The organism is Paenibacillus roseus, assembly GCF_016424485.1.
GTDB classification, from domain to species: domain Bacteria; phylum Bacillota; class Bacilli; order Paenibacillales; family Paenibacillaceae; genus Paenibacillus_D; species Paenibacillus_D roseus.
Genome location: NZ_JAELUP010000009.1, coordinates 1 through 16,685, shown reverse-complemented (window position 1 = coordinate 16,685; position 16,685 = coordinate 1). Strand labels below are relative to the sequence as shown.

The 16,685-nt window shown below is 43.2% G+C and carries 13 protein-coding genes; all 13 read left to right on the top strand.

Features of this window, described 5'->3' with window-relative positions; genetic code table 11:
• Window positions 1–6: 6 nt before the first annotated feature.
• The 13 genes from JFN88_RS04060 to JFN88_RS04000 all read left to right on the top strand — a co-directional run bounded on the left by JFN88_RS04060 (window position 7) and on the right by JFN88_RS04000 (window position 16,283).
• Window positions 7–1,056 carry a CpaE/TadZ family protein gene (locus JFN88_RS04060; RefSeq protein WP_199018053.1) on the top strand — a complete coding sequence of 350 codons (1,050 nt, stop codon included), beginning with the start codon at window positions 7–9 and terminating at the stop codon, window positions 1,054–1,056.
• Window positions 1,049–2,482, top strand: coding sequence for an ATPase, T2SS/T4P/T4SS family (locus JFN88_RS04055; RefSeq protein WP_199018052.1), 1,434 nt, complete (start codon window positions 1,049–1,051; stop codon window positions 2,480–2,482). Before JFN88_RS04060 ends, JFN88_RS04055 begins: the two co-directional genes overlap by 8 nt.
• Before the next feature lie 3 nt (window positions 2,483–2,485).
• Window positions 2,486–3,463: a hypothetical protein gene (locus JFN88_RS04050; protein ID WP_199018051.1), complete on the top strand. Its 978-nt coding sequence runs from the start codon at window positions 2,486–2,488 to the stop codon at window positions 3,461–3,463.
• A 30-nt stretch (window positions 3,464–3,493) separates the two neighbouring features.
• A complete protein-coding gene (locus JFN88_RS04045) occupies window positions 3,494–4,102 on the top strand; it encodes a hypothetical protein (RefSeq protein WP_199018050.1) in 609 nt (202 codons plus the stop codon).
• A gap of 25 nt (window positions 4,103–4,127) precedes the next feature.
• Window positions 4,128–4,313, top strand: coding sequence for a hypothetical protein (locus tag JFN88_RS04040; protein ID WP_199018049.1), 186 nt, complete (start codon window positions 4,128–4,130; stop codon window positions 4,311–4,313).
• A 159-nt stretch (window positions 4,314–4,472) separates the two neighbouring features.
• Window positions 4,473–4,853: a hypothetical protein gene (locus tag JFN88_RS04035; protein WP_199018048.1), complete on the top strand. Its 381-nt coding sequence runs from the start codon at window positions 4,473–4,475 to the stop codon at window positions 4,851–4,853.
• Window positions 4,854–4,886: 33 nt separating this feature from the next.
• Entirely contained in the window at window positions 4,887–5,381 is a 495-nt protein-coding gene (locus tag JFN88_RS04030; RefSeq protein ID WP_199018047.1) for a hypothetical protein, read from the top strand.
• Between the two features lie 146 nt (window positions 5,382–5,527).
• Window positions 5,528–5,839: a hypothetical protein gene (locus tag JFN88_RS04025; RefSeq protein WP_199018046.1), complete on the top strand. Its 312-nt coding sequence runs from the start codon at window positions 5,528–5,530 to the stop codon at window positions 5,837–5,839.
• 303 nt (window positions 5,840–6,142) lie between these two features.
• Window positions 6,143–7,060 (top strand): copper amine oxidase N-terminal domain-containing protein, encoded by a 918-nt coding sequence (locus JFN88_RS04020; RefSeq protein WP_199018045.1) that lies wholly within the window; start codon window positions 6,143–6,145, stop codon window positions 7,058–7,060.
• Between the two features lie 5 nt (window positions 7,061–7,065).
• A complete protein-coding gene (locus JFN88_RS04015; protein ID WP_199018044.1) occupies window positions 7,066–13,545 on the top strand; it encodes a glycoside hydrolase family 78 protein in 6,480 nt (2,159 codons plus the stop codon).
• Window positions 13,546–13,843: 298 nt separating this feature from the next.
• Complete coding sequence (locus JFN88_RS04010; protein ID WP_199018043.1) at window positions 13,844–14,179, top strand: hypothetical protein; 336 nt, start codon at window positions 13,844–13,846, stop codon at window positions 14,177–14,179.
• Window positions 14,180–14,505: 326 nt separating this feature from the next.
• Window positions 14,506–15,078 (top strand): hypothetical protein, encoded by a 573-nt coding sequence (locus tag JFN88_RS04005; protein ID WP_199018042.1) that lies wholly within the window; start codon window positions 14,506–14,508, stop codon window positions 15,076–15,078.
• A gap of 251 nt (window positions 15,079–15,329) precedes the next feature.
• A complete protein-coding gene (locus JFN88_RS04000; protein ID WP_199018041.1) occupies window positions 15,330–16,283 on the top strand; it encodes a tyrosine-type recombinase/integrase in 954 nt (317 codons plus the stop codon).
• Window positions 16,284–16,685: the final 402 nt, after the last annotated feature.

Here is a 16,685-nt window from a genome sequence, read left to right as displayed (position 1 = left end):
GGACACATGAAGATTTATTGTAGTGGAATTGATCCACAATGGACGCAAATGCTCCGTGATGCTGATTATGAAACCGTCATGTATCAAGAAGCTCCAGGAAGTTCAGTGGTTGCCAATCAAGTCTACCTATTTAGCAGCCGAGTCGTTTCGACTGATAAGCTGGAGCAGACAGCAACTGAGTATCCCGATGCAACGTTAATTTATTCTTATCAAGAACCTGGCATTGCGGGCTGGAGATCCATTCAGATCATGTGCCAAGCACTTGGCATCAAATTCCTAAGACCAGGAATCGGACAGGATGCACTTATCCAACAGATGGATATATGGTTCCAGAAAAAAATGAAAAGCTTAACCCCTATGATTGGCGTATTTGGGGTTGTTCCCGGTATTGGATGTACAAGTATTGCCGCTTTGCTGGCGAAGCATATGCCAAGCCAACAAAAAAAAGTATTGCTTGGACTGAATTTATTTAATCCCGGCTGGCATCAAGCAAATCCAAATGTCAGTCTGGACGGTTGGCGGATGCGTATGATTCAAAAAATGATGCAACCGGCAGATACGAACTCACTAATCTATGTGGAAGGTGTATTGTATCTACCGGGCAACGCTGATCCGTTAATCACTTTAGATTATGCAGAAAGTGAATTCGAACATCTTACAGACACTTTTCGAAAAGAAAATGTTCTGATCACAGATAATGGAGCCATTCCCCATTCAGCAGCGTGGGTCAGTGCTGTTCAACGGAGTGACATCCGGATCATGGTTTCTCATCCCAAATATACGCTGCAGCTTGAGCGGCTGATGCGACTATCCAGTGATCTTGGTGTTGACCCTGGAAATTGGTTTTTGATTCAAAACAAAGCAGGGGCGGATATGATTCCGACAGCGACAATTGCACATAATTTGGGGATGCAAGTGTTCTCTCACTTTTCAGCGCTTCCTATCTATAAAGATGGAGAAACAAACTTCTTCCTTCCTGTATCCAGAAAGGAGCAGGACCAGATCAAGCAGGCAGGGGCTATAATTTCTTCTATCCGGGAGGATGTATATGTATAGCTTGAAAAATAAGGTGTTGTTCCGGGGGAATCGATCAGAGGACTTCTTCTCTTACGTGGAAAAGTTCCGGGAAAGGTTTCAAAAGCAAATCGAAAGTGACGAACAGCTTCTCGATCTCGCACAACGGGCATTGGTTGGGGAATCGACGGCCGTCATGACCGCAACAAAGGAAATAGAGAGGCAAATGCGAGAATATCCCTATTCTGGACGGTTGCCCGAAGCATATCAGGGTATGGACGTTACAAGTGCGATTTTTCAAGAATGGCTAGGATTTTCGGTTGCAGCTCCATGGTTATATGATCGACAGCACATGTACAGTCAAAAAATGCAGATTATCGGTAAAAATATATCCCTTGCTTATAGAGGGGAGTATCACCCTTATCCGCATCAGTTTGTATCGGCAGATAGAGTAGATCAGTTGCGGCGTACTCTGATCACACATAACCCTCGTGTCAAACTGAATCAGTCTCATCCGTCGGCTGAGTTTAAAATCAATGATCCGTTATGGCCAGGTCGATTCATTCGGATTGCGGTCTGGATTTCCCCTCGCGTATGGGAAGGATTTACGACCATCACCTTCCGGCGGCAGACCGTTGAAAATATGAGTTTAGACGATCAAGCCGGAAGTGGACTTATTGGAGAGGAAGCTATTCCCTTATTCCGAAATCTAATAGCATGCTACCCAAACTTAGTTGTGAGCGGGCCCGTTGAATCCGGAAAAACGACTAAAGGAAATACGCTGGTGTTGGAGCAATTATTGCAAGCCGAATTCTCATTAGGAGTCATCCTCATTGAGACACATCCAGAATCAACACTTCCGTTAGCGCCCATTGCAGATAAACATCGGATCATCCCAATTATAGCGTCTTCCGAAGAATTAATGGATGTTGGTATTCAAAGCTTGCGGCATGACCCCGATCTCATATATATGTCAGAGATGCGATGGTCAGAGTGGTTGTTCTATAACTTTGCAGGGGAAAAAGGATATCGTGGCCTGTTGGGTACATACCATACCAAGGAATCCGAGGACATTCCCTATCAAGCCGCTCACGCTGTCTACAGTCAGTCTGGCGGAAACTTGAAGGGTCATTTAATGGCTACATTGAAATCCGTTGAAATCGTCGCTGTTCTGGAGCCACAACGATATGGAAAGAAGAAGCTTATGCGACTTTCGGAGATTCGATATGATCCAAATGCGAAAATACAAGTCGTTGCCAACGACCTCGTTCGTTATGATGACCAAATGAAAAAATGGTTCTACAATTCCGACCTGTCAGCAGCATTGAAAGCCAGGCTAAGCCGAGTCAATCCGGGATGCGCGAAGGAATTATTTGGCATTATGGAACGACTGGCTCAACAAGCGCCTATTGAAGATCCAATCGTACCAAGCATGAAGTGTCAGGTCGTCTTAGAAGGGAATGATTAAAACTTGTTATTAGGAATTCTCTATCTCATCACATTTATTGGGCTAATTGGATTCGTGCTTCCTTCATTTGCAACAGTAGTCAACAAGTCCTTGTTTCTCATCCAGAATCGTAAAGAGGCAGTTAAGCAATCCAGTCTGATTCAACATTTTGATGAAGTCATGTTTTTGCTGACCGGGAAACCTAATCAATCCAATCGTTATTTCTTTTATAATGGGATCCTGTTCATCACAAGTTTTTTCATCATGCTGCTGATAACGACTGAAATTCCTATGCGTTTGCCATCGACCAATGGTCCATTTGGTTCTTTCCAAATGTCAGGGAGCCGAGGGGCAGGGGTATTATTTTCCTTAATCGTGGCCGTTATCGTAGTGATTGTAGGTTATCTGATTTTGCGGTTACAGTATCACTTCCGAAAAATTAAGTCTGGATACGATTTACTAGAAATCGTAAAGATTTTACCACGATTTGCGGATCTGCAGATTCCGGAAGCGATGATACGAACGGCCGATGAAGTTCATGCATCCAATCTGTTGCGTAAACAGTTAAAGATTCTTGCTTTTACAGTAAGTAATTATTCATCAGAAGCTGAACTTAAAATGGAAACGAATCGGTTTATTAAGAGCGTAAGCACGACATTTGCAATAGCTTTCATTTCCGATATGCTGTTTTCACTCCGATCCGGTACGCCATGGCGGGAATCCTTAGTCTCATTGGGTGATTCAATGGAAACGCGATTAAGTGCAATTCTTGAAGTGAAAAAAGAATTAAGCGGAGCCATTCATATGGGCACATGGGGGAATCCAGCCGCCATTATTCTGGTATGCGGAGCTGTAGCACTTACTATTGGCTTCCCAGTGTATGCAGGGCTTCAATTCCGAACTTCATTAGGTATCACTTTATTAACGATCATTTTATGTGCTTGTGTGGGAACCATGATTTTGAGCTTTTTAGTCATGAAGCCCCCGTTAGACTATAAATAAAATCGTATTTCGTTGAGAGGGGGTGAACAGGTGAATAACGCAGCGCTTATCTTTTATATCCTTCTACTAGGTTCCTTGGGATATTTTGCTTTACAATTTTCCAAATGGACGATTCCCAAGCCGAAGTATAGATGGTTCAATGGGCCTGAAAAAATACCAAAGGTAACGTACAACAAGAAACAACAAGCAGAACGGGATGGTCAACTCATTGCTTTCTGCAGACTCTATGAGCAGACAAGAAGAAAAAGAAGTATTCAATTGTCTTACTATGCAAATCTGGTAGCGGAGCATTTCCCTCTGCTAGAGACGGATCTAAGAAACTTTTCTCAGTTGCTAACGACATCTGGTAAGGAAGCCTATACTTGGCTGCAAGGCCGCTTTCCTAAGCGACATCTCTTTATACGACAAGTCTGTATCTTTTTAGAAACAGCAGAATCGTTAAAGGATCCAAGCGACTATTTGAAAAAAAACGCTGAAATGCTTGAGAAACTTTCCGCTGACCGATTTAAAACCAGGTCAGAAATGGAAAAAGAAAAAATCAAAGCTTTTAACAATATTCCAATGATGTTGATGTTTTTGATGGTAATTCTGTTGTTATTAGAATACACGAAGGTTGTTTCAAAAAATATTCAATACTAAATATATGAAAATGGAGGACTTTAAAATGGATTTGGATAAATTGTTATGGATCATTCTGCGACTTCTGATTTTTGCTGTTATTGGTGCAGCTATTTACTTGCTGGTTATTACTTTTGTCGGTGACATGGACGCAACTGTTCCAGAGATTCCGAAACCACCAAAAATCGGTGCGATTGAAACGATTGATACAGAATTCCTGTTTGTTGCATAAGGGAATAAAATTATGGGTATTTCAAAAATTCTTGGGATCTTGCTCATTTTTGTCATTATTGCAATCGTTACGGCTTTTAGCTTCAATTCAATATCAGAAAATCAAACTGGAGTCATTAACCGAACGAAGCAGATAGAAAGGTATTAAGGAGGTTTACTGGTGTCAGGAGCATTTGTACGTGTAGCTTTTGTATGGATGCTAATCTTTCTAATTATTCAGCCGTTGCTTAGCCACATTGATTATCTGCTCTATGTCGTTGTTAAATCCAATGCAAATTACGCTGCGGAAAAAGCTGCTCCGGACGGAATGCTCACGCCTTCCGTCCGGGAACAGGTTTTAGCAAATCTTCAAGCAGTCGGCATAGATCCGAGTCAGGTTGTAATAGTTAGTAATGCCAGCAGCCCATTAAAAAGAGGAGAAGAACTTGAAATTCAAATAGAAGCTCCACGTTTGCCAATGTTTGTATATCAATTCACCGGACAGGAGTTGCCGACGACTTATTTTGCAAAAGCATATACAACAAGTGAGTATATTCCATGAAACATATAATTGGGAGAACAGAGGCGTAGGACAATGGACAAAGCACTTTTCTTTATGTCCACGATAATTATTGTGGTACTCATATGGGTTTCACAAGAAGAGTTCCAAACTTGGGATCAGCAGCGCCAACTTCTCAAAGCAGCTAATAACAGAGCTGTGCATAGAGCCATGCTGGTATCCACGAACTCAAATGAAGGGAGATTCATTATCTCTCCTGAGACAGCACGTAAAGCTTACGACGAGGCATTACAAAGGAACTTAGGACTGACTTCTTCATTCCAGCCCAAAACCGGAAGCCCGGTATTTTCAGAACTACGGGTACTTTACTTCGAAATCATTGATGACACAACTGGACAAAGCTTTCCGTTCCTTTACGATAATCCGGATTACCACTTAACAAAGACTATCCGAGGACCGGCTGTGATCGCCGTAATTGAAATGGATTATCCCGCTCTGGTACAAAGGATAAGAAATCCAGAGCCGATGCAAATCCCAACCATTTATGAATATGTCACCGAATCTTTATAAGGAAAGGGAAGAAATAGACTTAGATGATTGATAGCTAGTCTATTTCTCCCCATTGAAAAAACGGATCTGCAGTCACAGAATCCAAACTATAGTATAGCACAGACGGTTTTAAAATCTATTCTCTTACACAAAGGAGCGATTTTTATATGGCAGTAACAGTGAAACGCGTTTTGGTACAAGGGGAAGCAACGTTTACTATTTCTTGCAATGAACTTATGGCCCTGGTGACTCCAGAGCAGGCAGCAGATGAGGTTTATATGGCAGAATGGCTGAGAGAACAATCGTACAAGATTGTGGCTGCTGGACATAGCAGTCATTCAGAATGTGAATACAGTAATGACTTAGCGGTTGAAATCAGCCAGGAGACGGCTGATAAATTCACAGGGAAAATCATTTCAAAAGAAGCGTGGGAGGCCGTCAAGGGGGAGTCTGAATCAAATGCTGCCGGCACTCCATAGAGGGCGGCTCAACTGATGCTCACTTTCCGCTTTTCCCACGATACCACAGCCCGCCTGCTGGTCAAGGGGTACGCTACGCCGCTGCGGCAAATGCTCCCTCCCTTTGGTCAGTCCGCTTTATCCTCGCGCCCCTTGACGAGCAGAGCCATCTACCCACCAAACGCCGGACAATTCACCGGCGTCCGTGGCCCCTAGATGGCGATTGGGCCGCCGTGTATCCACACGGCTCTGTAGTATGCGTGAGCCAGCGGCAAAGCTATTTGGCCGCAACTATACCTAAACCTAAAAAAGGAGTAATTAATTATGATCAAAATGATGGCCGCTATGATGGCTGCGACAATTCTGTTCACCGGCGCTGCAGCTACTAAAGTAGAAGCTGCTTCTGACATGAAATTTAAAACGGATCTTTCGTTGGAGGTTTTGTTCGATGCCCGACGCATTAAATTTGATGTGAAGCCTAAAATGGTAGATGGCAGCGTCCTGGTCCCGATCCGCTTTGTCAGTGAGAAGCTAGGCGGCAAGCTGGAGGTAAAGGGAAAGGACATCACGATTACCAAAGGAACCAAGGTCCTCAAACTGACGATGGACTCCAAAAAAGCCGCCTTTAACGGTAAGGCCGTAACCTTAACTCAACCGGCCATGGTCGTGAGTGGCCGTACCCTGGTTCCACTTCGGGCTATCAGTGAAGGGTTAGCTGTCAATGTACAATGGGACCAGACTAATAACTATGTCTGGATCGGTAAGACAGATGTACCGCATGTAGATGATCTAATAAAAGAAACTGATGCGAAGCCCTATATGAAGTATTACCCAAAAGATGACACCATTCTTACAATTTTCAGTTCTGATCCAAATTTCAATGGAAAAAAGCAAACAACTATCCGATTGGTAAAGTCGGATGATTTTCCACTTGTCATGGGGAATGGACGGATAATTTTTCGATTAGATAAGTCTTTAGCGCCTGATGGTGGAGAATATGTTCGTTTTTCCTCTAATTATAGAGGTTCGATGAATAATTCTTTATTCTTGTTGCAAAGTGGAGTTGAAATGAAATTACATGGTCCAAGATGGGATGATGAATCAGATAAAACAGTAACATTAGAGTATATCCCTATGATTAAAAGATTTTCGCAGGAAAAAACAAAAATGAAAGATATCGAATACTTCGGTTTTAATTTATCAGGGCATTCATTATATGCCATGAAAAATGAGTGGAGGTAAGCTGCTTGAAAAAGCATTTAAAAGGGGTATCGCTTGTACTGTTAATGTTACTGCTTATGGAATTAATAGCCTCGTTCATACCTTTTCTAGACTTTTCTGTTTCTAAAGCTGCACCTGGATTTGGGAATGCATCGATCCAGCCATATACTGATCCGAACTATCCCACCAGACGATATGCAGTAGGGTTTATGTATTACGAGGCTTGGACGAACTCAGCAGGTCAATGGACGACATATTCGCCTGGTCAAACGGTCAAAGCAGATGACCTGTATCATACGTATAATTTCAATTTTCCTGCACGGTCTGTAACAGATGTTAAAGTGTACAAATTCGATTCATCGAATTCGAAACATACAGAATATTTCAATGAATCACGACGTGGAGACTTGGATTTTAAAGAATATGAAAAATTTCTTTCTGCTTCTATCAGCAACCCAACCGTTTCCAATTTATCGGGGCAAGGAAGCAGCACAGTAACATTTAAAGTCAATCTGTCAGGCCAGCTAACAACCGGTCGGCATAAGGATATGAGGGAGAAAGAATCTGATGATCCATGCCCAAGTTGTTCGCCGGGAGTGAAAATATATCGATACTATTTCCCAGTCGTATTCGAATTTTATCTAAACGGACAACAGATCGTGCAGCACTATACTACCAGTGGACAAAGCTTAGCCGATGTCTTTCCCACGAAGACAACGGATATGTCAATAGGACAAACATATTCCGTCGAACCACCGACTAAAAGCGGCTATACGTATGCGGGGTACAAATCAAGCACAACTGGCGTTCCAGACGGCGCTATTAAAAGTGGAACACCGCCTTCCATCAAATTCGATGGCAGTTACGACACCCACCGTATCAATCTCTACTATGAGAATGGGGCAAAAGCTGTAATCAAGCACTTTCTTGAAAATGGAAGTAGTCTAAATAGCGTTTTTACGGATAAGGAGCAAGCTCTTGTAAAAGACAAGAACTATTCATTCGAAGCTCCGACAAATGCCAATTATGAGTACGTTGGTTTTAAAATCTCGACAAACGGTGAACCACCAGCAAATCTTAACAACCCTAGTAATTACACCTACAAGCTTGATCCGTTTCAAGGCAATTTTTCGCTCATGTACCTTTACCATGTGTACAGGCTTAAGGCGGGGGCTAATACCGGCGAAATCAAGATTAGACATATGGTAAGGACAAGCCCTACCGGCAGCTACAGTTTGGCCGATGAAAGCTCGGAAATCGTCAGCACACTCCCGGCAACCCGGACGATAACAGCCAATTCTACTTACGGAACCGTTCAAGGATACAACGTTGATTACTCCACTTACAAAAACACGGTCAATAACGGCAGTTCAGCGTCCGTAAGCTTGTCAACTGCCAATAAGACAGCGTATGTGTCTTTTTTTTATGAAAAAAACACTGCGAGCTATAAAGCTGATTTCCGTATAGTTCCAGGGAGTATTGAGTACCGTGACAATTTTTCTTTTATACCCGATATTACGGTCAACGGCTGTACCTATTACTCACATCGGTACCGAATCATGAGAGACGGTAGCAGTGTGGTCACATCACCTGTATATGGTATCAACACACATAGTAATTACACCTACAGCACGTATCCATGGGTTATCGGTGTAGGAACGCATAACGTCTACATTGAGGTCACAACGAGCTGCGGCACATCGGACTGGATCGGTCCGAAGTTGCTCGATGTGAAAGGGCCGAAAGATAACCGGCCGCCTGAATTTGAAATCGGATTTGTATATCCGTGGGCTTGGACCAAACCGATTAAGAAAGTGGTAGTCGGAACTACTATGGACTTAATCTACATCGATGATCCAAGCGTTCCAACTCCTATGGACCCGGATGGGGATAAGGTTTATTTCATGGGCTTTGACTTTTCAATCAGCTCTGACTGGGGGCAACGCATCCCGGTCAAATATGACAAACAGATAAACGGCTATCATAGCATTAAAATGGATACATTAGGTACGCATTATGTGCGTGCGTATATGAGAGATGATTTTGGCGCTGTTTCCGTTCGGACAACTAGCATAGAGGTAGTGCCGCGTGAGCCTGTTGCAATGATCACAGGCCCGTCAACAGTCGTTGAAGGGCGTCCGTTGCCTCAGACGTTTTCTTCAGCGAACAGCTTCAGTCCAACTGACCGTAAAATTAACCATTCCAGGGATATTTGGACCAATAAATTATCGATCTATGATAAGCCAGGTGAAGAAATAATTACGCTACACGTATATGACGAGGATGGACTGCGATCTATTTACCCTGCGACACACACGTTGACGGTAAAGGAAGATTTGCCGCCTGTGCCTCAGCTTGATTACAGAACACCAATGATTCGTTTGGGACAAGGCAAGGACGCTACGTTTAAGGTTACGTCCTACAGTCCAGATAATGACAAGATTGTTTTAGAAAAAGTGTCCTACGTCTACGACTTAGGCAACAAAGGACTGTTCGGCTCACAGCCGGAAATTGAAGTCAAGCTAAATGCCAACCGTGAATTTATCATTCCCAAGCTCCAAGTCGGTAAATACAAAATTACCGTCTACGCTAAAGAGGATTGGGGTAAAGATGCTAGCAGGACATTTGATTTGCATGTCATCAATGACAGACCGTTAGTATCCTTTGATGTCAGCTCGGAGTATATCGAGCCAGTCGTTATCAAAGATGTTCCGATCCTAACTTCGGACATCATTAAAAATTTTAAAAACACTGACTATTACGGGGAAACGCCAATGTCATGGGCAGTAAACCCGCGCACAAAAGCACTGGCCAACATTGATTACCTCAACGTGAGGGCATCTAATTATGTTGGTCCAACACCACTCAATGTAAAAATCATACAAATAGCAGAGGATGGTGCATATTTATTTAACGACTATTCTGTTTCTAAACGTAACGGGAATCTAAATGTCTTTAAGGGACAAATAGTACAAACGTACAAAGGGTACTCTGACGATAGCTTGATGAGAATCAACTATTGGCGGCAAGAATTGGAGACGATGAGCTACAACCGGGATTTCTACCGGGTATATAAATTCACAGAATTTATTAAGCCATCGGGCCAAGAAAAGTTTAGTCAAAACCCAACCCAACAACTTTCAAGAGAAACAAGTTACTCTTATCAGCAAGAAAAATACACATCCCAGTGGACAAATGATGGGAGTATGGAAAATGCTGAATGGTCAGAGCCAAACAGAATTCTGGAGAAAAAGAATTTTAACGTGAATGAGTACCAGGCACGCAGTGCTTCCCTACTGGATGCGTACGGTAGAAGATACCGAATGTACAAGCCATTCAGCGGTGACGGTATGTTTTTAATATATGATCCCAGATCCAATGAGACTCGGACAGTCACAGATACACCGTACCATCATACGGTTTATCCATCAGATGACGGGAAATTTATCATTAATGGAGATGGATCAATATACAATACCAATACAGGCAAGATTTCTGGTACAGCCGGACTCTACAAAATTAATGTAGACTTACCACCTGTCAAAAATATAGTGGTTATGCAACATGTCACTTTGCCCGAAAAATACATTATCTATAAATGGGAAAATGACGGGAAGCTAAAAACCGTGGCTACAATAGATGATGTGTTTTGGACATCAAATACTAAAGTCTCCGTTTACCCCATCACAAAAGTAGATGCTCAAGGATACATCTACTACGTGAGTAAAGACAAAAAAATACAAAGGGTAAACACAAGAACAGGAGCTAAACAGCTTATCACTACTATTAGTAGTGATATATGGCCGAATGATTCTGCTTCATCAGGATACAAATATGCTTACGCACCCCTTATTAGTGTAAACTATGACGGGCTGTTAATATTAAGAATTAACAATTACAACTATTACGATAGCATGTGCTGTGGCGTACAAGAAAGTTGGTACACATATCCTTATGTTGTATACAACGAAAATCCGATGATAAAGGAAAGCTTGCTTACGCAGCAACAGCTTGTCAGCAAGTTAAAGTTGTCGGATGCCAACTTTAACTTCACTTTGCGAATGAATGATATTTTTATCGCGGAGCGTTACGCAGGTTTCGGTTTCCACATACAGGATGAAAAAAATATGTACCGAGTGGAAGCCAATGACCGCACCTTACGGCTGGTCAAAATAGTAAATGGACAGCGAACAGAGCTGCAAAAAACGGATTACAATTTCAAGGAAAGAACAGCCTATAAAATCAAAATCAATATTTTGGACGGTGTTATTCGAGTTTATGTCCAAAATGTGCCGCTACTTGAAGCAACAGATTCGGAATTTGCCAGCGGATTCTATGGGCCATATACTGAGGTATCGAAAACGGAATTCTTTGATATGAGCTATGCTGATCTGTCAGCACTGAGCGCCAAAAATAAGCTACAAGGTATCGCGTTGGTGGGGGAGGAGATGATTTACTCTACCATGTACACCGATACCGAAGAAGATCCGTCAGTCAAGGCATTGACGAGCTGGACATACAAGCAGCTCGATCAAAAATTCTTGGATGCGAGTGATGGCAAATCGGGTGTGTCCAAGTATAACGACAAGTCTTATACAGAGCCGATCACCGTTATGGACAAGGTTGGGTTGTATCAGGTCACGTACAAGACGACAGATGATCCGCATAGCGATCACTTGTATCCAGACAACACCTTTGCCGATTATCGGCAAGAGTCAAACTTGGCTTCGCGGCAGCTCATTGTTCACCGGCCGCCGACAGTTGATTATGATATTGCGGCCGCTTCGGACGGAACAATCTTATGGACGGATAGGAGCCACGACAAGGACAGATATTTAACGGCGACCAATTACTCCAAAGAAGATACCGGGATCGATTATAAAGCTACAAAAGGTATTCTAGAGAAGCGTTTCTACTACGTCACACCGTCTGGTAGAACGGTAGCTGCCAAGCTGGTAACTCCAGAAGAGCGGGGACTGTACAAGGTCGGATTAGCGGTGAAGGATGAGTACGATGCATGGAGTCAATTTCTAGAGAAGACGATTAATGTCACGGTCATTCCAAAGGCGGACGAGCCGCCTGTTGCCGGCTTTACAACCAGTCATATCAATACTTACCGGGGCGTTCCAATCACAATAACATCAACGGCCTATGATAAGGAGGATGGCCCAAGTAAAAACCTGCCGCATTGGTATTACATCCGAAATGAAAGTATCGGCGGATTTGAGACGCTGCAAAGCACCGCGCGGGAAAGCTGGATTAAAACCTTTAACTCCCTTGGCACGTTCAACATTCGTCAAGTCGTAGAGGATTCACTTGGACAAAGTGATACCTTCCAGTTCAAGGTTAATATCGTAAACCGCAAGCCGGTCGCCAGGGTGACGGTTCCGGCCAGTGAAGACCAGAGCAACCCTACGAAGATGACTGAGTTGCAGCCGACATTCCGGTGGACGTATGGAGATGCAGATCAAGATACTCAATCCAAGTACAGTGTTCGAATTTATAGGTATGGTGGACATATGGAGCAGGAGTCAAGTGAGCTGACGGGATCAGCGCTCACTTGGAAACCGGCAAAGCCACTGCCGGAGAAAGTGAACATGTATATCCAGGTGCGTGTACATGACGGGATTGAGTGGGGAGATTGGAGTGACAGAAGATTCTTCTTTATCGAGACAAATCAACCACCAACCGCTGATTTTGATTGGGCGCCAAAACCAGTATATGAGGGAGATACAATTCAAATCAGCCATAGCTTATCGGATCCGGATAAAGACAATTTGACTGTAAATTACGTTGTCACCGATATGGTTACCGGCGCGAAAAAAACGTATGATTACAACCTTTCGTTCCCTTACTCCAATGCTGGACCTGGACCAAGCTGGAAGACAACAAAGTCCGGGAATTACGAGGTCGAGCAAAGCGTTTCCGATGGTAAAGCAGAAGCCATTGTTACGCGTAAAACGATTCGGGTACTGGAGTTGGATTTGACCGCAGAAGTCAGTCATACGGATACCTGGCTCAACAATTTGAAAGAGTACAACAAAAAATTGGACCAGCAACTCAGAAACAGGGAAATAACGCAACAACAGTACAATCAGCGCTATCGAAATGAGAATGATTTCTGGGCAGGTGAAAGCTTCCTGCTCTCAGCCGTAACGACAAGCATTCAAACGGGTTCCACCGTCCGGGCCGAAGAAGTCTGGACGGTAGTCACCGGCAGCGCTTATCCGAATGAATCACAATCGCCATGGGCTGGTAAAGCATATCTGGATAGAGATCTTAAACCCGGAAATACCACTAGAACGCTGTGGAATGGGCGAGTAAACGATCCACATACCGACTTGCCAAATGTACCAGCAGACATTAAGCTGGAACAACTCAAAAATGGATATCTGGACTTCACCTTCAAGGTTCGCTACAACAACGGAACCGAGAAAATTAAAGTCGTTCGGGTGAACATTAAAAACAAATGGAACGATTTCTATCAGCTTCATAGAATTAAATAAGAGTGCAACGTGTAAGAGAATGACCTTGGGTCATTCTCTTTTTTTAATCCGGCAAGACCACCAGCGGCGGCCGCTTGTTACAGGAGAATTCATCATCTGGTCGATTAGCACAGAATATTTTTTTGAATGTTAACTTTCAAATTTAAGATGTGATGTGATTAAGGCGTCTCACCCGATGCTTACACTTGTTGCCGCACCTGCGGCCACAACAACTATTTACAGGCGCATCGCGCATCGCTTTCCGCTCTGCAGGAGAAACTTTCCTGGATAAGGAGACAGCAAGGAGTTGGAATAAAAGATGGCCATCCGTATCCGGAAGCAACGGGCGAAGAGAAGCGCAGCGGTCGTATCGCCGTGCGCTCGCCGGTGCTGCAGAAGAACGTTTCTTCCAGAGAGGAAACAGCAGCTCGTCCCTGGAGAAACAGGCGGGCGTGGAACTAGCATGAAAGATGGCCAACCGGATCCAGGCAAAGGAGAGTGCCGGTCCTGCTGCAGCCGTATCCGGAAGCAGGTAGTTGAAGAGAACCGCAGCGCCCGGCGTTCGTCGCTGTTGCAGGCCGACGGTTCTTCCGGAGCAGAGGAAACAGCAGCTCGTCCCTGGAATCAGGCGGGCGGATTGTTGTGTCACCATTGATGGTGAATTCGTGGCATTAGACACCTCAAGATGAAGAAAAAAACCGTCGAATTTTTTCACGGAATAACATAAGTTATCCCGTGAAAAAATACTTAAAACCTCTTTTTTTCGCGGAATAACTATGGTATACTTAAAGAGTATTTTCACAGAATAACTTTATTGTGTTAAATAGGAGCGAAAACGTATCAAAAGAATGGTTAAAGTTATTAAGGAAAAGGAGAAAGGAGGGGTTCTTAAAAATGAAGGATCGTTTAAATTACGAAAATAATGGGCTTGGAACTACCCGTATATAAAAGGAACTAAGACAATAGAGAGGAGAAATATGAATGAATCAGGCGAAGCAAGTTGAATTGTACGATAAAGTGATTTATTACAAGGGTAGGGTATGGACTATTTACGGTTTGACAGGTAATCATGATGGCGTATTCGTGTATCAAGGTTTAAAACCCTACGAAACATTCCAATATGATTCCTACAGTAGTAAACGAAATGTTTGCTATATTGATATAGATGAAGTTTTGGAATGCATTATTGAAGGTAATCAGATTGAAGAATGTGTTAAAAATGAAAAAATAGCTCAATCAAAGAAGCTTAATAAAAAAATGGCAGTAGAGTTCTTTGCCGAATTTACCGGGCACGCCAGAACGAAAATTAATAGCGAAATTAAAGAAAGCGGTAATGGTTTTGAAGTTGTCTTAGGGATGGTTCGCTATAATCTATGGAAATTAGATGGAAGGTTGCATCTAAATCATAATATTCATGCACATACGACAGGCACTGTTTTTGATTTTGTGACCTGGAAACATGATAGTTTGTACAGGGAAGCACAACAAAAAGAATTCAAGAGAGAAATCATAGACGAGTATAAGTACAATCATAATTGCTCTTGTGATGAGTAGTATCATATTGAAATGAATAAGGAATTGAGAGGTTGTAAATTCATGAACATAGTTCGAATTTTGTATTGCATGCCAATGACATTGACGATCTTTCTATTATCGGGAGCATTTGTTTACGCACGGTTTCATCATATTGCTATATACGGACTCACTTCGAACGGCTGGTTAATGGTAATCGCGTCTTTTTTATCGATTGTATTAGGCGTTCTGATTGATTTTTTTATAAGTAAGCCAATTAGCATAACAAACAGATGGTGAATTACATTTTAACGGCATATGCGGATTGGCTGCAGGAAAAAGAATCTAGTAATAACACTGTTGATCGCTATATCACAGTGGCCAGCAGCTTTATGCAATGGTACTCTGGCTCTGACTTAACAAACGAATTGTTTGATCCGCAAAACGTGTCTGCTTCGGATCTGCAGCAGTGGAAGCAGCACCTGCTAAAAACAACCTATCTTAAAGGCGGAAAGGAAAGAAAATATTCAATTAGTACCGTTAATAATTCTATTAAATCGATCCGTACTTTCTTTACATTTTTGAAAGAGACGGGTGTTATTGAGAGAAACCCCGGGGCCAAACTAAAAACTCAAAATGTTTCTACCGTGGAAGGTATTACTTACGATAAAGTGCCTCGGTGGTTAGAGAGATCCGAACGAAATAAATTAGTTCGGTTCATGAACACCCCTATCAAAAACAGCTTTAAGTTCACGCGCAATCGAGCTATTGTATTCCTGCAACTTCTCGCCGGCCTTCGCGCGGGTGAAGTGGTTGCCTTGGACACTGATGATTTGGATTTTAATTCCGGATACATCTTTGTCCGTGATGGCAAAGGAGGCAAGGCCCGACGAATTGAAATGAACAAGGAGTTGAGAGACGTCTTGAAAGAATGGCTTATTGAGCGGGATCAAGTCCAGGACAAGACTGGAACCAGAAAGCTCTTTTTGTCTATCCGTGGAGGTGCCTTAACTGAAGATGGTATCGAGTACCTTTACACTACTTTACGCGCGAAGACAGGAATACTCGATTTAACAAGTCATGTGCCGCGGCATACACTTGCTCATGATTTGATTACTCTTGGTTATCCGTTACAACGGGTAGCCGACATCCTGGGGCACTCTTCATTGGATCATACCAGGATCTATACAATCTCCAGCAGCAAGGAAATGAGGGTTGCCCTGGATAGCCTATCCGTGGAGGATTAATAAATAGTTTGGCTAAAAACGCTGTAAGGCTCTTAAAGGGCTTTACAGCGTTTTTTTTGGGCTAATGCAACAGGCTCTAAGTGAGCAAAGAACGCTCTCTAAGAGCCTGTAAGCACCGCTGCGGGGTTACTCACTACGATAACAAGAGCGGCTAAAACGGGGAAGTTCGCCCCGGTCAAGCCGCTCTACGTTCCTGTATTTCGTTTTACACCCCCCACGGAGCCAACCCCCGTCAGGATAAGGCTGAAAAGAAACAAGAGCTAGGAGAAGAAAAAGGAGCGCCAGAAAAGGAAACCTTCCTCCCTTTGGTCGGAAGCCAGGAACAAAGGCCCGTCCCATCCCAGGCAGTATAGCGAGGCCGCAAGGCACGTATTCCGTCATCAAGACATCCGTCCAACTGCA